Annotated in this window: 20 protein-coding genes; 17 read left to right on the top strand and 3 right to left on the bottom strand. The window is 68.8% G+C overall.

Annotated elements, in window-relative coordinates:
* Positions 1 to 141 precede the first annotated feature (141 nt).
* From rpmE to ABT147_RS37305, 17 genes are all read left to right on the top strand, one after another.
* Positions 142 to 360, top strand: a complete 219-nt coding sequence (rpmE, locus tag ABT147_RS37385) for a 50S ribosomal protein L31 (protein WP_079311057.1) — start codon at positions 142 to 144, stop codon at positions 358 to 360.
* Positions 361 to 486: 126 nt separating this feature from the next.
* A complete protein-coding gene (gene prfA, locus ABT147_RS37380) occupies positions 487 to 1,563 on the top strand; it encodes a peptide chain release factor 1 (protein WP_351414771.1) in 1,077 nt (358 codons plus the stop codon).
* 80 nt (positions 1,564 to 1,643) lie between these two features.
* Positions 1,644 to 2,483, top strand: a complete 840-nt coding sequence (gene prmC / locus ABT147_RS37375; RefSeq protein WP_351414769.1) for a peptide chain release factor N(5)-glutamine methyltransferase — start codon at positions 1,644 to 1,646, stop codon at positions 2,481 to 2,483.
* A 71-nt stretch (positions 2,484 to 2,554) separates the two neighbouring features.
* Positions 2,555 to 3,202 (top strand): L-threonylcarbamoyladenylate synthase, encoded by a 648-nt coding sequence (locus ABT147_RS37370; RefSeq protein WP_046705585.1) that lies wholly within the window; start codon positions 2,555 to 2,557, stop codon positions 3,200 to 3,202.
* Positions 3,199 to 3,870 carry an arsenate reductase/protein-tyrosine-phosphatase family protein gene (locus tag ABT147_RS37365; RefSeq protein WP_351414766.1) on the top strand — a complete coding sequence of 224 codons (672 nt, stop codon included), beginning with the start codon at positions 3,199 to 3,201 and terminating at the stop codon, positions 3,868 to 3,870. The genes ABT147_RS37370 and ABT147_RS37365 overlap by 4 nt, the downstream gene beginning before the upstream one ends.
* A gap of 68 nt (positions 3,871 to 3,938) precedes the next feature.
* Positions 3,939 to 5,177, top strand: a complete 1,239-nt coding sequence (gene glyA / locus ABT147_RS37360; protein WP_351414764.1) for a serine hydroxymethyltransferase — start codon at positions 3,939 to 3,941, stop codon at positions 5,175 to 5,177.
* A gap of 129 nt (positions 5,178 to 5,306) precedes the next feature.
* Positions 5,307 to 6,590, top strand: coding sequence for an MraY family glycosyltransferase (locus tag ABT147_RS37355; RefSeq protein WP_351414761.1), 1,284 nt, complete (start codon positions 5,307 to 5,309; stop codon positions 6,588 to 6,590).
* Positions 6,591 to 7,024: 434 nt separating this feature from the next.
* Positions 7,025 to 7,462 carry a Cg1360 family ATP-synthase-associated protein gene (locus ABT147_RS37350; RefSeq protein ID WP_351414759.1) on the top strand — a complete coding sequence of 146 codons (438 nt, stop codon included), beginning with the start codon at positions 7,025 to 7,027 and terminating at the stop codon, positions 7,460 to 7,462.
* Between the two features lie 225 nt (positions 7,463 to 7,687).
* Positions 7,688 to 8,506 carry a F0F1 ATP synthase subunit A gene (gene atpB, locus ABT147_RS37345; RefSeq protein WP_502983226.1) on the top strand — a complete coding sequence of 273 codons (819 nt, stop codon included), beginning with the start codon at positions 7,688 to 7,690 and terminating at the stop codon, positions 8,504 to 8,506.
* Positions 8,507 to 8,580: 74 nt separating this feature from the next.
* Positions 8,581 to 8,811 carry an ATP synthase F0 subunit C gene (gene atpE / locus ABT147_RS37340; RefSeq protein WP_105970730.1) on the top strand — a complete coding sequence of 77 codons (231 nt, stop codon included), beginning with the start codon at positions 8,581 to 8,583 and terminating at the stop codon, positions 8,809 to 8,811.
* 44 nt (positions 8,812 to 8,855) lie between these two features.
* A complete protein-coding gene (locus tag ABT147_RS37335) occupies positions 8,856 to 9,404 on the top strand; it encodes a F0F1 ATP synthase subunit B (RefSeq protein ID WP_351414756.1) in 549 nt (182 codons plus the stop codon).
* Positions 9,401 to 10,216: a F0F1 ATP synthase subunit delta gene (locus ABT147_RS37330; protein ID WP_351414753.1), complete on the top strand. Its 816-nt coding sequence runs from the start codon at positions 9,401 to 9,403 to the stop codon at positions 10,214 to 10,216. Before ABT147_RS37335 ends, ABT147_RS37330 begins: the two co-directional genes overlap by 4 nt.
* Positions 10,217 to 10,378: 162 nt before the next feature.
* On the top strand, positions 10,379 to 11,968 hold the full coding sequence (atpA, locus tag ABT147_RS37325) for a F0F1 ATP synthase subunit alpha (RefSeq protein ID WP_351414751.1): 1,590 nt from the start codon (positions 10,379 to 10,381) through the stop codon (positions 11,966 to 11,968).
* Between the two features lie 21 nt (positions 11,969 to 11,989).
* Positions 11,990 to 12,907, top strand: a complete 918-nt coding sequence (locus ABT147_RS37320) for a F0F1 ATP synthase subunit gamma (protein ID WP_351414749.1) — start codon at positions 11,990 to 11,992, stop codon at positions 12,905 to 12,907.
* Positions 12,907 to 14,343 (top strand): F0F1 ATP synthase subunit beta, encoded by a 1,437-nt coding sequence (atpD, locus tag ABT147_RS37315; RefSeq protein ID WP_351414746.1) that lies wholly within the window; start codon positions 12,907 to 12,909, stop codon positions 14,341 to 14,343. Before ABT147_RS37320 ends, atpD begins: the two co-directional genes overlap by 1 nt.
* Positions 14,344 to 14,473: 130 nt before the next feature.
* Entirely contained in the window at positions 14,474 to 14,848 is a 375-nt protein-coding gene (locus ABT147_RS37310; RefSeq protein WP_351414744.1) for a F0F1 ATP synthase subunit epsilon, read from the top strand.
* A 149-nt stretch (positions 14,849 to 14,997) separates the two neighbouring features.
* Positions 14,998 to 15,450: a DUF2550 domain-containing protein gene (locus ABT147_RS37305; protein ID WP_351414742.1), complete on the top strand. Its 453-nt coding sequence runs from the start codon at positions 14,998 to 15,000 to the stop codon at positions 15,448 to 15,450.
* Between the two features lie 102 nt (positions 15,451 to 15,552).
* Here the strand turns inward: ABT147_RS37305 and ABT147_RS37300 are convergent, their stop codons facing one another.
* The 3 genes from ABT147_RS37300 to ABT147_RS37290 all read right to left on the bottom strand — a co-directional run bounded on the left by ABT147_RS37300 (position 15,553) and on the right by ABT147_RS37290 (position 19,447).
* Entirely contained in the window at positions 15,553 to 17,376 is a 1,824-nt protein-coding gene (locus ABT147_RS37300; RefSeq protein WP_351414739.1) for a glycosyl hydrolase family 18 protein, read from the bottom strand.
* A gap of 171 nt (positions 17,377 to 17,547) precedes the next feature.
* The gene (locus ABT147_RS37295) at positions 17,548 to 18,189 is read right to left on the bottom strand and encodes a response regulator (RefSeq protein ID WP_351414737.1); all 642 of its coding nucleotides are present in this window, start codon (positions 18,187 to 18,189) and stop codon (positions 17,548 to 17,550) included.
* Positions 18,190 to 18,259: 70 nt separating this feature from the next.
* A complete protein-coding gene (locus ABT147_RS37290; protein ID WP_351414735.1) occupies positions 18,260 to 19,447 on the bottom strand; it encodes a sensor histidine kinase in 1,188 nt (395 codons plus the stop codon).
* Between the last annotated feature and the right edge of the window lie 84 nt (positions 19,448 to 19,531).

The following is a 19,531-nucleotide window of genomic DNA, read 5'->3' as shown; positions in this document are numbered from 1 at the left end:
TGTTTTCCTCCGGGAATACCTGAGCTCACCCCCTGGTTTGGGGAGATGGCACCAGTGCTGGCAGACTGGTACGTCGGCTCCGGTTCACGCTCCCGCATCCCGCGGAGGCGACCCGGCGCCCTCCCGAAACTAGGAGACACCTTGAAGCGCGACATCCACCCCGAGTACGTCGAGACGCAGGTCAGCTGCACCTGTGGCGCGTCGTTCACCACCCGTAGCACGATCGAGAGCGGCACCATCCGTGCCGAGGTCTGCTCCGAGTGCCACCCGTTCTACACGGGCAAGCAGAAGATCCTCGACACCGGTGGCCGCGTGGCCCGCTTCGAGGCCCGCTTCGGCAAGGCTGCCGCTAAGAAGTAGCGAGCCCCCAGCGCCGGTCCGCGGTGCCCCTTCCGGGGGCGTCGGGACCGGCGCTTTGCGGTGCAGCCCATGGGCGCGGCCCACGGGTGCAGGCCACTCACAACGTCGTACAGGGAGCCGGAAGAGATGTTCGAGGCGGTCGAGGAACTGGTCGGGGAACACGCCGACCTGGAGAAGAAGCTCGCCGACCCGTCGGTCCACGCGGACCAGGCCAACGCGCGCAAGCTCAACAAGCGCTACGCGGAGCTGACCCCGATCGTCGGCACGTACCGCTCCTGGAAGCAGACCGGCGACGACATCGACACGGCCCGTGAGTTCATCGCGGACGACCCGGACTTCGCCGCCGAGGTCAAGGAGCTGGAGAAGCAGCGCGAGGAGCTGACCGAGAAGCTGCGGCTGCTGCTCGTGCCCCGGGACCCGTCCGACGACAAGGACGTCATCCTGGAGATCAAGGCCGGTGCGGGTGGTGACGAGTCCGCCCTCTTCGCCGGCGACCTGCTCCGGATGTACCTGCGGTACGCCGAGCGCGTCGGCTGGAAGACCGAGATCATCGACTCCACCGAGTCCGAGCTGGGCGGCTACAAGGACGTCCAGGTCGCCGTGAAGACCAAGGGCGGGAACGGCGCCACCGAGCCCGGCCAGGGCGTCTGGGCCCGGCTGAAGTACGAGGGCGGCGTGCACCGCGTACAGCGCGTGCCGGCGACCGAGTCCCAGGGCCGTATCCACACCTCCGCGGCCGGTGTGCTCGTGACCCCCGAGGCCGAGGAGGTCGACGTCGAGATCAACGCGAACGACCTGCGGATCGACGTCTACCGCTCTTCCGGGCCGGGCGGCCAGTCCGTCAACACCACCGACTCCGCCGTGCGCATCACGCACATTCCCACCGGAGTCGTCGCCTCCTGCCAGAACGAGAAGAGCCAGCTGCAGAACAAGGAGCAGGCGATGCGTATCCTGCGCTCCAGGCTGCTCGCCGCGGCACAGGAGGAGGCGGAGAAGGAAGCCGCCGACGCCCGCCGCAGCCAGGTCCGTACCGTCGACCGCTCCGAGAAGATCCGCACGTACAACTTCCCGGAGAACCGCATCTCGGACCACCGCGTCGGCTTCAAGGCGTACAACCTGGACCAGGTGCTGGACGGTGAACTCGACGCGGTGATCCAGGCCTGCGTCGACGCGGACTCGGCCGCGAAGCTGGCAGCCGCGTAAGGCACGTACGAGCACGACCAGTACGACGGAGGACTTGCGTGCAGCATCATCTTGGGGGGCGACCCCCAAACCCCCGCGGCTTGCTGCTCGCGGAAGTGGCCCAGGCCACCCAGCGCCTGGCCGACGCCGGCGTGCCCTCGCCGCGCAACGACGCGGAGGAGCTCGCCGCGTTCGTGCACGGCGTCAAGCGGGGCGAGCTGCACACCGTCAAGGACTCCGACTTCGACGCCCGGTACTGGGAGGTCATCGCCCGCCGCGAGGCCCGCGAACCGCTCCAGCACATCACCGGGCGCGCCTACTTCCGCTACCTCGAACTTCAGGTCGGGCCAGGGGTGTTCGTGCCCCGGCCGGAGACCGAGTCGGTGGTCGGGTGGGCCATAGACGCCGTCCGCGCGATGGACGTCGTCGAGCCGCTCATCGTCGATCTGTGCACCGGCTCCGGTGCCATCGCCCTCGCCCTCGCCCAGGAGGTGCCGCGCTCGCGCGTGCACGCCGTGGAGCTGTCCGAGGACGCCCTGAAGTGGACCCGCAAGAACATGGCGGGCTCACGCGTCGACCTGCGCCAGGGCAACGCCCTCGACGCCTTCCGCGACCTCGACGGCCAGGTCGACCTCGTCGTCTCCAACCCGCCGTACATCCCGCTCACGGAGTGGGAGTACGTGGCTCCCGAGGCCCGCGACTACGATCCCGAACTCGCCCTGTTCTCGGGGGAGGACGGCCTGGACCTCATCCGGGGCATCGAACGCACAGCGCACCGGCTCCTGCGCCCCGGTGGTGTCGTCGTCATCGAGCACGCCGACACCCAGGGCGGCCAGGTGCCGTGGATCTTCACCGAGGAGCGGGGCTGGGCCGACGCGGCCGACCACCCGGACCTCAACAACCGGCCGCGGTTCGCGACCGCCCGCAAGGCGCTGCCCTGATGAGCACGAGCACGGGCACGCGCCCGACGACAACCCCCCAGCAGCAGTACGTGTACGAGGAGGCCCGCTAGATGGCACGGCGATACGACACCAACGACGCGACCGACCGCGCCACCGGTCTGCGCGAGGCCGCGTCCGCCGTCCGCCGGGGCGAGCTCGTGGTGCTGCCGACGGACACCGTGTACGGCATCGGCGCGGACGCCTTCACCTCCGAGGCCGTCGCCGACCTCCTGGAGGCCAAGGGCCGGGGCCGCAACATGCCCACGCCCGTGCTCATCGGCTCCCCGAACACGCTGCACGGCCTCGTCACGGACTTCTCCGAGATGGCCTGGGAACTGGTCGACGCCTTCTGGCCGGGCGCGCTGACCCTCGTCGCCAAGCACCAGCCGTCGCTGCAGTGGGACCTCGGTGACACCCGGGGCACGGTCGCCGTACGCATGCCGCTGCACCCGGTCGCCATCGAGCTGCTGACCGAGGTCGGCCCCATGGCGGTCTCCTCCGCGAACCTGACCGGGCACCCGGCGCCGGAGAACTGCGACGCCGCCGAGGCGATGCTCGGCGACTCCGTCTCCGTCTACCTGGACGGCGGTCCGACGCCCGGCAACGAGCCGTCCTCGATCGTCGACGTCACGGGCAAGGTCCCGGTGCTGCTGCGCGCGGGCGCCCTGTCGGCGGAGGAGCTCCGCAAGGTCGTACCCGACCTTGAGGTGGCGAATTGACGGCCCCTGACGCGGGGCGTGGCATATGGGACGGGGAAGAGACACGGACCTTCACGGGTCTGCCGCGTGACACCTTCCGCATCCTCCACGTCAGCACCGGCAACGTGTGCCGCTCACCGATCACCGAGCGGCTGACCCGGCATGCCCTGGCGGACCGGCTCGGGGATCCGCTGTGGGGCGGTCTGGTCGTCGAGAGCGCCGGGACCTGGGGGCACGAGGGGGCGCCCATGGAGGCGAACGCGGAGGCCGTGCTCGCGGACTTCGGCGCGGACGCCTCCGGCTTCACGGGGCGTGAGCTGCTGGACGAGCACGTCATCCGGGCCGACCTGGTGCTGACGGCCACCCGTGACCACCGGGCCCAGGTCATCTCCATGGGTCACTCCGCCGGCCTGCGCACCTTCACCCTGAAGGAGTTCACCCGCCTGGTCCGCGCCATCGACCCGACCACGCTGCCTCCCCTGGAGGAGGGCATGGTCGTACGCGCGCGTGCGCTGGTCCGCGCTGCGGCGGCTCTACGCGGGTGGCTTCTGGCCCCGACCGCCGAGGCGGACGAGGTGTACGACCCGTACGGGGCCCCCTTGCCGTTCTTCCAGTCGGTGGGCGACGAGATAAACCAGGCGTTGGACCCGGTGGTGACGGCGCTGACAGGGGTGCCGGCTCGGGCGTAACACCGGGCGGCGCGGGACCGGCGGGCCTACATTGGTGCTACGTCATCGTCGACGCCCCGGAGTCCATCATGTCGGTCACCCCTGTTCTCGAGGCCGATGTCCTGCGGCGGCAGGACCCTGAGCTGGCCGACATCCTGCTCGGGGAGCTGGATCGGCAGGCGACGACGTTGCAGCTCGTCGCCGCCGAGAACTTCACCTCGCCCGCCGTGCTGGCCGCGCTGGGGTCGCCGCTCGCGAACAAGTACGCGGAGGGCTATCCGGGGGCCCGGTACCACGGTGGCTGCGAGATGGTGGACCTCGCCGAGCGGCTGGCCGTGGAGCGGGCGAAGGCGCTGTTCGGGGCCGAGCACGCCAATGTGCAGTCACACTCCGGGTCTTCGGCCGTGCTCGCCGCGTACGCCGCGCTGCTGCGCCCCGGTGACACCGTGCTGGCGATGGGCCTGCACTTCGGCGGGCATCTCACCCACGGGTCGCCCGCGAACTTCTCCGGGCGCTGGTTCGACTTCGTCGGGTACGGGGTCGAGGCGGAGTCCGGGCTCATCGACCACGAGCAGGTGCGCACCCTGGCCCGTACGCACCGCCCCAAGGCCATCGTGTGCGGGTCGATCTCGTACCCCCGGCACATCGACTACGCGCTCTTCCGCGAGGTCGCCGACGAGGTGGGCGCCTATCTGATCGCTGACGCGGCCCATCCGATCGGTCTGGTCGCCGGGGGAGCGGCGCCCAGTCCGGTGCCGTACGCCGACATCGTGTGCGCCACCACACACAAGGTGCTGCGGGGGCCGCGCGGCGGGATGCTGCTGTGCGGGAGCGAGCTGGCGGAGCGGGTGGACCGGGCGGTGTTCCCGTTCACCCAGGGCGGCGCGCAGATGCACACCATCGCCGCGAAGGCCGTCGCGTTCGGTGAGGCGGCAACACCGGCCTTCACCGCGTACGCCCATCAGGTGGTCGCGAACGCCCGCGTCCTGGCCCGTGGACTGGCCGAGGAGGGCCTTGTGGTCGTCACCGGCGGTACCGACACCCACCTCCTCACCGTCGATCCCGCGCCGCTCGGTGTCGACGGCCGGACCGCGCGGGGGCGCCTCGCGGCGGCCGGGATCGTCCTCGACTGCTGTGCGCTGCCCCATGGAGACGCCCGCGGCCTACGGCTCGGCACCGCCGCGCTGACCACCCAGGGCATGGGCGAGGCGGAGATGACACGGCTCGCCGTCCTGCTCGCGGGGGTGCTGCGGGACGGCGGGGACGGCAAGCGGACGCGTGAAGAAGTGCGGGATCTGGCCGGAAGATTTCCGCCGTATCCGCGCTGAGGCGGGGTAGACGCACCACCGGGCACAGCATGACGTGCAACCATCGTCGCTACCCGGAAGTCCCCAACCATATGCGCGCATCGCTAGGGTGTGGGGCTGAGATGGCCAGCGAGACCTGTGGGGAAGCCCGTGCGTGAATACCTCCTGACGCTCTGCATCACGGCCGCGGTGACGTACCTGCTGACAGGGCCGGTGCGGAAGTTCGCGATCGTGGCCGGAGCCATGCCGGAGATCCGTGCGCGCGACGTGCACCGAGAACCGACGCCCCGCCTCGGCGGCATCGCGATGTTCTTCGGACTGTGCGCCGGCCTGCTGGTCGCCGACCATCTGACCAACCTCAGCGAGGTCTTCGCCGAGTCCAACGAACCGCGCGCGCTGCTGTCCGGGGCCGCGCTGATCTGGCTGATCGGCGTCCTGGACGACAAGTTCGAGATCGACGCCCTGATCAAGCTCGGTGGGCAGATGATCGCCGCGGGCGTGATGGTCATGCAGGGTCTGACGATCCTGTGGCTGCCCGTCCCCGGTGTCGGCATCGTCGCGCTGACCCAGTGGCAGGGCACCCTGCTCACGGTCGCCCTGGTCGTCATCACCATCAACGCGGTCAACTTCGTCGACGGCCTGGACGGTCTCGCGGCCGGCATGGTGTGCATCGCCTCCGGCGCGTTCTTCATGTACGCCTACCGCCTCTGGTACAGCTACGGCATCGAGGCCGCGGCCCCCGCCACGCTGTTCGCGGCCGTGCTGATGGGCATGTGCCTGGGATTCCTGCCGCACAACATGCATCCCGCGCGGATCTTCATGGGCGACTCCGGCTCGATGATGATCGGCCTGGTGCTGGCGGCCGGCGCGATCTCCATCACCGGGCAGGTCGACCCGGACGTGATGGGTCTGTACGGCTCGGAGCGCAGCACGGTCTACTCGATGGTGCCGGTCTACATCCCGCTGCTGATGCCGCTGACCATCATCGCGATCCCGGCGGCCGACCTGATCCTCGCGATCGTGCGCCGCACCTGGCGCGGCCAGTCGCCGTTCGCCGCGGACCGGGGCCATCTGCACCACCGGCTCCTGGAGGTCGGGCACTCGCACAGCCGGGCCGTGCTGATCATGTACTTCTGGTCGGCGGTCATCGCCTTCGGCACCCTGGCGTACACCGTGAACGCGGCGTCGATGTGGATCGTCCTCGCCATCGCCATGCTCAGCGGAGTCGGCCTCTTCCTGCTCCTGCTGCCCCGCTTCACCCCGCGCGCCCCCCGCTGGGCGCAACGCTTCGTACCGCCCCGCTACCGCCGTCGCGCGGTACCGGCCGTCGCCGCGGAGCCCGTCCCCGACTGGACGCCGTCCCTCAACGGCGCGACGGCGATCGGCGGCCGTACGCACGAAGCGGAACGCAGCCCGGCGGGCGCGCGCCGCTGAACCGGGGCCCTCCGCCAGGGCCCTCGTCACCTTGCTTCGAGAACCGGCCGGAGGCCGTGTGCGGTACGCCGCACACGGCCTCCGGCCGTCCGTCGTGGGGGCGGAGGGGCGGGGCGTCGCGCTGACGGCAAGGTAAGAATCTGACTAACACTTTGCCGATGCCATACAAGAGCCTGACCGAGCAAACCGGTCTTATACCAGACAAGTCGGCCATGATTCTGCACAGGTGGGCAGGTTCACTCTCATGTGTGACACCTGGCACAGCATTCAGGTAAAGACCTCATCAAATAGTTTGTGATACGGTTCACGAGAACCCGGGACAGAGTCGAAGGACCGCAATACGACGGTCCATTGCCGCGAGATTTCCGCTCGCCCCCGGGGTCTACGCTCGTCCATGACGACACCCTGCCCCCTCAGCAAGCGGAGTTGCCGCCATGCCGTCCAATGACGTCCGGACCCTTCTTCAGGCCGCCGTACCCACGGCAGCCGCCGGCGCGATCGCCGCTGTCATCAGCGGTGTGGTCGTCGGAGGCAAGGGGGCCCTCGGCGCCATCGTCGCGGCGGTGATCACGATCCTCTTCATGGGAATCGGGCTCTACGTTCTGCAGCGCACAGCCAAATCGCTTCCTCATCTGTTCCAGATGATGGGGCTGATGCTTTACGCGGCACAGATTCTGCTGTTGTTCATCTTTCTGTCCGCATTCAAGGACACCACTCTGTTCCACCCCCGGGCCTTCGCGTTCACGCTCGTCGCCACCACCCTCGTGTGGATCGCGGCACAGACGCGCGCGCACATGAAGGCCAAGATCCTCTATGTCGAACCCGATGCGCCGACGGGCAGCAAGCCCGAAAAATCGGGGCACTCGTCGTGAGGAGTAGGGCCGGGATAAGGGCGTGTGCGAACTCCTGCTATCGTCCGGTGCCAACTGCGGCATCGCGGGCGCGGGCATCTGAGCTGACGCCTGCTCAATCGCGAGGCTTGATGCCCCCCAGCCGCCCCCACATCCGTAACACCAGTCCAGTGCCGACCCGCGGCTGCGCGCCGCGCCGACACAACGAGGTTGCCGTACCCATGCGTCACGCCGAAGGAGCCCGTGGTGAGTGCTGACCGGACCCAGCTCGCCTTTGACTGGAGCTGTCGGATCATGTCCGACAACGGCTGTGGCTTCCCGGCTCCGGGCCTGCACTCGTTCCTCTTCAAGCCGATCGCCACGGTCGGCGGGTTCGAGTTCAACAAGGTGATGCTGCTCGCGCTGATCACCACCCTCCTGGTGATCACCTTCTTCACGCTCGCCTTCGGTAAGGCGAAGGTGGTCCCGGGCAAGCTGCAGATGATCGGCGAGGCGGGCTACGACTTCGTACGCCGCGGCATCGTCTACGAGACCATCGGCAAGAAGGACGGGGAGAAGTTCGTCCCCTTCATGGTCTCGCTGTTCTTCTTCATCTGGATCATGAACATCTGGTCCGTGATCCCGCTGGCACAGTTCCCGGTGTCGTCGATCATCGCCTACCCGGCGGTCCTGGCCGCCATCGTCTACGTGGTGTGGGTCTCGCTGACCTTCAAGAAGCACGGTTTCGTGGGCTTCTTCAAGAACGTCACCGGCTACGACAAGTCGCTCGGCCCCGTTCTGCCGCTGGTCATGGTCATCGAGTTCTTCTCGAACCTTCTGGTCCGCCCCTTCACCCACGCGGTGCGACTGTTCGCCAACATGTTCGCCGGCCACCTGATGCTGGTCATGTTCACGGTCGCCTCCTGGTACCTGCTCAACAGCTGGATGGTTCCGGCCGCCGGTGTGTCCTTCGTGATGGCCGTGGCCATGGTCGGCTTCGAGCTCTTCGTCCAGGCCGTCCAGGCATACGTGTTCGTGCTGCTGGCCTGCACCTACGTTCAGGGCGCTCTCGCCGAGCACCACTGAGCCGTAACCACCCTCAGCCCCAGAACGTCCGGTGGCCAACCCCCACCGGTCCTGAAAGAGAAGGAAGAATCAGCATGGCTGCCCTTGAGACCCTCGCCGCTGTCGAAGGCAACATCGGTTCCATCGGCTACGGCCTCGCCGCCATCGGCCCGGGCGTCGGCGTCGGCATCATCTTCGGCAACGGCACCCAGGCGCTGGCCCGCCAGCCCGAAGCGGCCGGCCTGATCCGTGCCAACCAGATCCTCGGTTTCGCCTTCTGTGAGGCGCTCGCCCTCATCGGCATCGTCATGCCGTTCGTCTACTAGACCGACGCTCTGACGATCGAAACCTTTCAAGGAAAGGCACTGATGTGATCGCCAACCTGGTACAGCTGGCGGCCGAGGAAGAGCAGAACCCGCTCATTCCGCCGGGCCCCGAGCTGCTCGTGGGCGCCATCGCCTTCGCCATCGTGTTCTTCTTCTTCTGGAAGAAGCTCCTTCCGAACATCAACAAGGTTCTGGAAGAGCGCCGCGACGCGATCGAGGGCGGTATCGAAGAGGCCGAGGCCATGAAGGTCGAGGCCCAGAGCGTTCTTGAGCAGTACAAGGCTCAGCTCGCCGAGGCCCGGCACGAGGCCGCGCGTCTGCGCCAGGAGGCGCAGGAGCAGGGCGCCACGCTCATCGCCGAGATGCGTGCGGAGGGTCAGCGGCAGCGCGAGGAGATCATCGCCGCCGGCCACTCGCAGCTCGAGGCCGACCGCAAGGCCGCCTCTTCGGCGCTGCGCCAGGACGTGGGCAAGCTCGCCACCGACCTGGCCGGCAAGCTCGTCGGCGAGTCCCTGGAGGACCACGCCCGGCAGAGCCGCGTCATCGACCGCTTCCTCGATGATCTTGAGGAGAAGGCCGAGGCCGCGCGATGAACGGAGCGAGCCGCGAGGCCCTGGCAGCCGCACGTGAGCGTCTCGACGCGCTGACGGACTCCACGTCCGTGGACGCGGCGCGGCTCGCCGACGAGCTGGCCGCCGTCACCGCGCTGCTCGACCGCGAGGTGTCGCTGCGTCGGGTCCTCACCGACCCGGCGCAGGCCGGCGAGGCCAAGGCCGAACTGTCCGGCCGGATCCTCGGCGGACAGGTCGGCGCGACCACCGCCGACCTGGTGTCCGGTCTGGTGCGCTCCCGCTGGTCGCAGTCCCGCGACCTGGTGGACGCGCTGGAGCAGCTGGCCGCCATCGCCGACCTCACCGCCGCGCAGCAGTCGGGCACGCTCGACGACGTGGAGGACGAACTGTTCCGGTTCGGCCGGATCGTCTCCTCGAACACCGGGCTCCGGTCCGCGCTGACCGACCGTGCCGCGGGCGCCTCGGCCAAGGGCGAGCTGCTGCGCAGCCTGCTCGGCGGCCGCGCCAAGGCCACCACCGAGCGTCTGGTGACGCGTCTGGTGACCGCGCCGCGTGGACGTAGCCTGGAAGCGGGACTCGAGTCGCTGTCCAAGCTCGCCGCCGACCGCCGGAACCGTGTGGTCGCCGTCGTCACCTCGGCGGTCCCGCTGAGCGACCCGCAGAAGCGACGCCTCGGCGCCGCCCTGGCGAAGCTCTACGGCCGCGCCATGCACCTCAACCTCGACGTGGACCCCGAGGTTCTCGGCGGGATCCGGGTCCAGGTCGGCGACGAGATCATCAACGGCTCGATCGCTGACCGGCTCGAGGACGCAGGCCGCCGCCTGGCGAGCTAGCACAAACTTCATAGCAGTAAGTAGCAGTACAGCAGTACGTACGTATGTCTGCGGCCCGGTTGGGCCGTGCAGAGGATTCACCTCTTTCAGGGGGGAGTCCGGGAGTTTAGGCATCCCCCCAAAGTGAAACTTCGGGCCCAACAAGGAGAGCAGGGAACCCAGATGGCGGAGCTCACGATCCGGCCGGAGGAGATCCGGGACGCGCTGGAGAACTTCGTCCAGTCGTACAAGCCGGACGCGGCCTCGCGCGAGGAGGTCGGTACGGTCACCCTTGCCGGCGACGGCATCGCGAAGGTCGAGGGACTTCCCTCGGCCATGGCCAACGAACTGCTGAAGTTCGAGGACGGCACCCTCGGCCTCGCGCTCAACCTGGAAGAGCGCGAGATCGGCGCCATCGTCCTCGGTGAGTTCAGCGGTATCGAGGAGGGCCAGCCGGTCAGCCGTACCGGCGAGGTGCTGTCGGTCGCCGTGGGCGAGGGCTACCTCGGCCGCGTCGTCGACCCGCTCGGCAACCCGATCGACGGCCTCGGCGAGATCGAGACGTCCGGCCGCCGTGCCCTGGAGCTGCAGGCTCCCGGTGTCATGGCCCGTAAGTCGGTGCACGAGCCGATGGAGACCGGCTACAAGGCCGTCGACGCCATGACCCCGGTCGGCCGCGGCCAGCGTCAGCTGATCATCGGCGACCGCCAGACCGGCAAGACCGCCCTGGCCGTCGACACGATCATCAACCAGCGCGACAACTGGCGCTCCGGCGACGTGAACAAGCAGGTCCGCTGCGTCTACGTCGCCATCGGCCAGAAGGGCTCGACCATCGCCTCCGTGCGTGGCGCCCTCGAAGAGGCCGGCGCGCTGGAGTACACGACCATCGTCGCCGCCCCGGCGTCCGACCCGGCCGGCTTCAAGTACCTTGCGCCGTACACCGGTTCGGCCATCGGTCAGCAGTGGATGTACGAGGGCAAGCACGTCCTCATCATCTTCGACGACCTCTCGAAGCAGGCCGACGCCTACCGCGCCGTGTCGCTGCTGCTGCGCCGCCCGCCGGGCCGTGAGGCCTACCCGGGTGACGTCTTCTACCTGCACTCCCGTCTGCTGGAGCGCTGCGCGAAGCTCTCCGACGACCTGGGTGCCGGCTCGATGACCGGTCTGCCGATCGTCGAGACGAAGGCCAACGACGTCTCGGCGTTCATCCCGACCAACGTCATCTCCATCACCGACGGCCAGTGCTTCCTGGAGTCGGACCTCTTCAACGCCGGTCAGCGCCCCGCGCTGAACGTCGGTATCTCCGTCTCCCGAGTCGGTGGTTCCGCGCAGCACAAGGCGATGAAGCAGGTCTCCGGCCGACTGCGCCTCGACCTCGCCCAGTACCGTGAGCTGGAGGCGTTCGCCGCCTTCGGTTCCGACCTGGACGCCGCGTCGAAGTCGCAGCTGGAGCGCGGTCAGCGTCTGGTCGAGCTGCTCAAGCAGCCGCAGTACCAGCCGATGCCGACCGAGGACCAGGTCGTCTCCGTGTGGGCCGGTACCACCGGCAAGATGGACGATGTCCCGGTCTCCGACGTCCGCCGCTTCGAGAAGGAGCTCCTGGAGTACCTGCACCGCAAGGAGCAGGGCCTCATGACCTCCATCAAGGAGGGCGGCAAGATGTCGGACGACACCCTCACCGCTGTTGCCGACGCGATCGCCGAGTTCAAGAAGCAGTTCGAGACCTCGGACGGCAAGCTTCTCGGCGAGGACGCCCCGGCCACGGCCAAGTGACGTAAGGAAGGGACCTGACTCATGGGAGCCCAGCTCCGGGTCTACAAGCGTCGCATCCGATCCGTCACCGCGACCAAGAAGATCACCAAGGCGATGGAGATGATCGCCGCCTCGCGCGTCGTCAAGGCGCAGCGCAAGGTGGCGGCCTCCACGCCGTACGCGACCGAGCTCACCCGCGCGGTCACGGCGGTCGGTACCGGTTCGAACACCAAGCACCCGCTGACCACGGAGGCGGAGACGGCGACCCGTTCCGCGGTGCTGCTCCTCACGAGCGACCGCGGACTGGCCGGCGCCTTCAACTCCAACGCCATCAAGGTCGCCGAGCAGCTGACGGCGCGCCTCCAGGCGGAGGGCAAGGAGGTCGACACCTACATCGTCGGCCGCCGCGGTCTGGCCCACTACAACTTCCGCGAGCGCAAGGTCGTGGAGTCGTGGTCGGGCTTCACCGACGAGCCGAGCTACGCGGACGCGAAGAAGGTCGCGGGTCCGCTGATCGAGGCCATCGAGAAGGACACGGCCGAGGGTGGTGTGGATGAACTCCACATCGTCTACACCGAGTTCGTCTCGATGATGACGCAGACGGCGCTCGACGCCCGTCTGCTGCCGCTCAGCCTCGACGAGGTGGCCGAGGAGTCGACGGCGAAGGGCGAGATCCTTCCGCTGTACGACTTCGAGCCGTCGGCGGAGGACGTCCTCGACGCCCTGCTGCCGCGCTACGTCGAGAGCCGTATCTACAACGCACTGCTCCAGTCGGCTGCCTCCAAGCACGCCGCCACGCGCCGTGCGATGAAGTCGGCGACCGACAACGCGGGAGACTTGATCAACACGCTCTCCCGCCTTGCCAACGCGGCCCGCCAGGCCGAAATCACCCAGGAAATCAGCGAGATCGTCGGTGGCTCCGCAGCCCTGGCCGACGCGACCGCGGGGAGTGACAGGTAATGACGACGACAGTTGAGACGGCCGTTGCCACGGGCCGCGTCGCCCGGGTCATCGGCCCGGTCGTCGACGTGGAATTCCCCGTCGACGCCATGCCGGAGATCTACAACGCCCTTCACGTCGAGGTGGCCGACCCGGCCCAGGACGGCGCGAAGAAGACGCTGACCCTGGAGGTCGCCCAGCACCTGGGTGACGGCCTGGTCCGCACGATCTCGATGCAGCCCACCGACGGTCTGGTCCGCCAGGCCCCGGTCACCGACACCGGCACGGGCATCTCCGTCCCGGTCGGCGACTTCACCAAGGGCAAGGTGTTCAACACCCTCGGTGAGGTGCTGAACACCGACGAGCAGTACGAGGGCGAGCGCTGGTCCATCCACCGCAAGGCCCCCAACTTCGACGAGCTCGAGTCGAAGACCGAGATGTTCGAGACCGGCGTCAAGGTCATCGACCTTCTCACCCCGTACGTCAAGGGTGGAAAGATCGGTCTGTTCGGCGGTGCCGGCGTCGGCAAGACGGTGCTCATCCAGGAGATGATCTACCGCGTCGCCAACAACCACGACGGTGTCTCCGTGTTCGCCGGTGTCGGTGAGCGCACTCGTGAGGGCAACGACCTCATCGAGGAGATGGCGGAGTCGGGCGTCATCGACAAGACCGCGCTGGTCTTCGGCCAGATGGACGAGCCCCCGGGCACCCGTCTGCGCGTGGCCCTGGCCGGTCTGACCATGGCGGAGTACTTCCGCGATGTGCAGAAGCAGGACGTGCTGTTCTTCATCGACAACATCTTCCGCTTCACCCAGGCCGGTTCCGAGGTGTCGACCCTGCTCGGCCGTATGCCCTCCGCGGTGGGCTACCAGCCGAACCTGGCCGACGAGATGGGTCTCCTCCAGGAGCGCATCACCTCGACCCGTGGTCACTCGATCACCTCGATGCAGGCGATCTACGTCCCCGCGGACGACCTGACCGACCCGGCCCCGGCCACCACGTTCGCCCACCTCGACGCGACGACGGTTCTCTCCCGTCCGATCTCCGAGAAGGGCATCTACCCGGCCGTGGACCCGCTGGACTCCACGTCCCGCATCCTGGACCCCCGCTACATCGCGGCGGACCACTACAACACCGCCATGCGCGTCAAGACGGTGCTGCAGAAGTACAAGGACCTCCAGGACATCATCGCGATCCTCGGTATCGACGAGCTGGGCGAGGAGGACAAGCTCACCGTCCACCGTGCCCGTCGCGTGGAGCGCTTCCTGTCCCAGAACACCCACGTCGCCAAGCAGTTCACCGGCGTCGACGGGTCGGACGTCCCGCTGGAGGAGTCGATCACCGCGTTCAACGCGATCATCGACGGCGAGTACGACCACTTCCCCGAGCAGGCGTTCTTCCTGTGCGGTGGTATCGAGGACCTGAAGAAGAACGCGAAGGAGCTCGGCGTCTCCTGACGCCCGGCGACTCGTGAACAGTGGGGGGCGAGGCCACACCTCATGGGGTGCGTCCCGCCCCTCTCTGTACTCCCTCTAGAATTGACCCAACACCCGGCCGAGGCGCCGGGTGGTGACCCGAGGAGCCACCTTGGCTGCTGAGCTGCACGTCGCGCTGGTCGCGGCCGACCGAGAGGTCTGGTCGGGCCAGGCCACCCTGGTCGTCGCCCGTACCACGTCCGGCGACATCGGCGTCATGCCCGGTCACCAGCCGCTGCTCGGTGTGCTGGAGTCGGGCCCGGTGACCATCCGTACGAGTGAGGGCGGCACCGTCGTCGTCGCCGTGCACGGCGGTTTCATCTCGTTCGCGGACAACAAGCTGTCCCTGCTGGCCGAGGTCGCCGAGCTGGCCGACGAGATCGACGTCCAGGGCGCGGAGCGAGAGCTGGAGCGCGCGAAGGCGGAGGGCGATGCCGCCGCCGAGCGCCGCGCGGATGTACGACTGCGTACGGCGGCGGCGCGCTGAGCCCGTCCGCCGTGTGATGCTGTACCTCAGCCGCGGCTGGGTCTGGATGTCTTCATCCTGATCCGGCCGCGGCTGCGGCAAATGTGGCTGTTTTTTACGTTCCATTACCTAGCGGTCGCAGTACCTAGGAGACGAGGAGGTCGGTGTCGATGGTCCTCGCTCTGACTGTGTGCGGGTCGGTGATCGCGCTCGTGGTGGTGGGGCTTTTCGTCTTCGGACTGCGCCGGCGCCTCATCCAGCGTTCCGGCGGCACCTTCGACTGCAGCCTCCGCTGGGAGGCCCCCGAGAAACCCGGCAGCGACGAGAACGGCAAGGGCTGGGGGTACGGGGTCGCCCGCTACAACGGCGACCGTATCGAGTGGTACCGCGTCTTCTCCTACTCGATCCGCCCCCGCCGGGTCCTGGAGCGCTCGGCGATCGAGGTGGCCGGGCGCCGCACCCCCGAGGGCGAGGAGGAGCTGGCGCTGCTCTCCGACGCGGTGATCCTCGCGTGTCTGCACCGCGGGACCCGGCTGGAACTGGCGATGAGCGATGACGCGCTGACCGGTTTCCTCGCGTGGCTGGAGGCAGCCCCGCCCGGACAGCGAGTGAATGTGGCGTAGCCACTTTCACTCGCTGGGTGGGGGTCCCCCCGGACGAAGTCTGGGGGGAGCGTCAACGTCGCGTGATCTTTCTACGGCCGGCTGCCTCAGCCGGTCGCCGTTCTACTTCAGCCCGTTGCTGATCGCGTTCACCAGCTCTCCGTTGCCCGTGTCGCCGCTGAACTCCCAGAAGAACGCGCCGCCCAGCCCCTGGTTCTTGGCCCAGGTCATCTTGGTGCCGATGGTGGCGGGGGTGTCGTAGCTCCACCAGTTGGTGCCGCAGTGCGCGTAGGCCGTGCCGGCGATGGTGCCGGTGGCCGGGCAGGAGTTCTTGAGCACCTTGTAGTCCTCGATGCCCGCCTCATAGGTGCCGGTGGCCGCGCCGGTCGCCGTGCCGCCGGGAGCGGACTGGGTGATGCCGGTCCAGCCGCGGCCGTAGAAGCCGATGCCGAGCAGGAGCTTGGCGGACGGTACGCCCTTCGCCTTCAGCTTGGCGATCGCGTCGGCCGAGTTGAAGCCGGCGGTCGGGATGCCGGAGTACGAGGTCAGCGGGGAGTGCGGGGCGGTCGGGCCGGTGTTCGCCCAGGCGCCGAAGTAGTCGTACGTCATCACGTTGTACCAGTTCAGCGAGGCCGCGGCGCCGCCGTAGTCGGCCGCGTCGATCTTGCCGCCGGAGGAGCCGTCGGCGGTGATGGCCGCGGTGACCAGGTAGTTCGAGCCGAATTCGGTACGCAGCGCCGACATCAGGTTCCTGAATGCGGCCGGGCCCGAGGTGTCGCAGGTCAGACCGCAGGCGTTCGGGTACTCCCAGTCGATGTCGATGCCGTCGAAGACATCGGCCCAGCGGGGGTCCTCCACGACGGCCTTGCAGGACTTGGCGAAGGCGGCCGGGTTCTGCGCGGCCTGGCCGAAGCCGCCGGAGTAGGTCCAGCCGCCGAAGGAGTACAGCACCTTGATGTGCGGGTACTTCGCCTTGAGCTGGCGGAGCTGGTTGAAGTTGCCGCGCAGCGGCTGGTCCCAGGTGTCGGCGGTGCCGCTGACGGACTGGTCGGCGGTGTACGCCTTGTCGGTGGCCGCGTAGGCGTCGTCCAGCACGCACTGGCCGTTCTTGACGTTGCCGAAGGCGTAGTTGATGTGGGTGATCTTCGCGGCCGAGCCCGAGGTCACCAGGTTCTTCACGTGGTAGTTGCGGCCGTAGACGCCCCACTCGGTGAAGTAGCCGAGGTTGACCTTGGAGCCGGGGTTCGGGTTGGTCCCGCCGCCGGTGGTCCGTACGGCGGCCGCGCCGCTCACCGGGCCGGTCTGGTCGGCGGTGTCACGGGCCTGGACGGTGTACGAGTAGTCGGTGCCGGCGGTGAGGCCGGTGTCGGTGTAGGTGGTGCCGGTGACGGTGGCGACCTTGGTGCCGCCGCGCAGGACGTCGTAGTTCTTGATGCCCTTGTCGTCGGTGGCGGCGCTCCAGCTCAGCTTCACCGAGGTGTTGGTGACGTCCGAGGTGGTCGGGGTGCCGGGGGCGGAGGGGGCCGCGTCACCGGGGACGGACGGGCCGCCGTCACAGCTGCCGCCGTTCAGCTTGCAGTTCGAAGGGGAGCCTGAGCCGCTCCCGTTGAAACCGAAGGAGACGGAGGCGCCGGGGGCGAGGGTGCCGTTCCAGGACTTGTTCTTGGCGGTCCAGTGGGTGCCGGAGGAGGTGACGTCCGCGTCCCAGGCGGAGGTGACGGAGGTGCCGGAGGGGAAGTCCCACTCGACGGTCCAGGAGCTGATCGTGGTCGTCCCGGTGTTCTTGACGGTCCACTTGCCTTCGAAGCCGGAGCCCCAGTCCTGGGGCTTGGCGTAGGTGGCGGTCGCCGCCGTGGCCGCCTGCGCGGGGGTGGCGAGACCGACGAGGCCGGCGAGGGGGAGGAGGAGGGTGGCGAGACCCGCTATCGCTCTGTGCCTGAAGCGCATGTGCGCCTCCTTGTGAGGTGTCGTGAGCATGAGCATGACGTGGCGCAGTGCGGCCGAGAATAGAAAGGTCTGGACCATAGGTCAATGGGTCTGGACCAGTGTGCTCACGCGTGACACCTCAGGGCGGGCCGACGCGGGACCGACGCAGGACCGACGGTGGGCCGGCGAAGGTCAGACTCCCAACTCCTGCGCCAGGACTGCCGCTTGAACCCGGCTGCGCAGATCGAGCTTCCCCAGCAGACGGCTGACGTGCGTCTTCACGGTCGCCTCGGCCATGGCCAGCCGTCCGGCGATCTCCGCGTTCGACAGCCCTTCGCCCAGGCAGGAGAGGACCTGCCGCTCTCGGCGGGTAAGGGAGTCCAGGACCGCCGGATCGGCCGTGGGCTCGCGTACGGGCTTGGCGGCGAACTCGGCGATCAGCCGCCGGGTGACCGCCGGAGCGATCAGACCCTCGCCGCGCCCCACCGCCCGTACGGCCTCGATGAGGTCCTTGGCCTCCGTGTTCTTCAGCAGGAACCCGGCGGCACCGGCCCGCAGCGCCCCGAACACATACTCGTCGAGGTCGAAGGTGGTGAGCACCAGCACATCGGCCAGCCCCTCGGCGACGACCTGACGGGTCGCCGACACCCCGTCCAGGCGCGGCATCTGAACGTCCATCAGCACCAGGTCGGGCCGCAGCTCCCGGGCGAGCGCCACCGCCCGCTCGCCGTCCGCCGCCTCACCGACCACCTCGATGTCCGGCGCGCTGCGCAGGATGAGGACCAGCCCGGCCCGTACGGCGGACTGGTCCTCGGCGACGAGCACACGGATCATGCGGGTTCTCCTTCGACTGCGGCGATGGCGACGGCGGCGCCGATGGCGATGGCGGCGACGGGTGCGGGGGTCACACGGGCTCCCCGTCGGCGGCGGGGAGGGAGACGCGGACGCTCCAGATCTTGCCGTGTCCCGAGCTCTCGGGGCCCGCCTCGAAGGTGCCGCCCAGCAGCGCGACCCGCTCCCGTATCCCCACCAGACCGGCGCCGGAACCGGGCGCGCTCGGGCCGTCGCGGTCACCGAACGGGCTGGTCACGGCGATGGTGAGAGAGCCGTCCAGCTGGCGCAGCGCGACGGTGACCCGGCCGGGGGAGGCGTGCTTGAGGGCGTTCGTCAACGACTCCTGGACGATGCGGTAGGCCGCCAGTTCGACGGGGGCCGGGAGGGCGTCGCCGTGGTCGGCGTCGAGGGTCGCGTCCAGCCCGTTGGTGCGGGCTCCCTCGACGAGCGAGCCGATCCCGTCGAGGGTGGGCGCGGCGGCCGGCTCGGTGTCGTCGCCCGCGTCCCGCAGGATGCCGATCAGCCGGCGCATCTCCGCGAGCCCCTCGACGCTGTTCTCCCGGATGACCCCGAGGGCCTCCTTGGAGGTGTCCGGGTCGTCGAGGGAGAGCGCGGCCGTGGAGTGGATCGCGATCGCGGAGAGGTGGTTGGCGACCATGTCGTGCAACTCCCGTGCCATACGCGCCCGTTCGGACACGACGGCCTGGGTGCGGTCCATCTCCGCCAGCAGGGCGGTCTGTTCGGCGCGCAGCCGGGCGGCCTCGGCGGCGTCGCGGTGGTTGCGGACGATCCAGCCGGTGGCGGCGGGCATGAGGGAGACCAGCCCGACGACCAGACCGATCAGCAGGGCATCCGGCTTCCGGAAAGCCGCGAGGGGCACCACGGTGAAGGCCACGGTGGCCAGTCCGGCGATCCAGGGGACCCGGCGGGCCGTGGTGGGCGGGCCGTACAGCACAGCCGCGTACACCAGGTCGGTGAACATCAGCACTGTGAGCAGGCTGCCCCGGGTCATCGTCTCCAGGGTCAGGGCCGCCCACCCGACCAGCAGGGCCGTGCGCGGCATGGTGCTGCGCAGGGCCTCGCAGCCGGCGGTCACGACGAGGGGCGGCAGCACCCACCAGTAGCCCTCGAACACCACGATCCCGTCGTGCGCCGTGCGCGTGCTGAGGCCCAGGCCCCACAGCAGCAGCCCACCGAGGAGTCCGGCGACGGCGATGTACACGTCCATGCGGTGCGGGCGGGGCAGTCGTACGGCCATGTCCCCATCCAACACGGGACGGGACCCGGGCGCCTGATGCCCGCGAACGGTCCTGGACTGCATCTTTCGATGTACCGCGACTTC

Source organism: Streptomyces sp. NPDC001868 (assembly GCF_040297125.1).
GTDB lineage: Bacteria > Actinomycetota > Actinomycetes > Streptomycetales > Streptomycetaceae > Streptomyces.
Note: the sequence above shows the minus strand (reverse complement) of the source record. Positions and strands in the feature narration are given on the sequence as shown.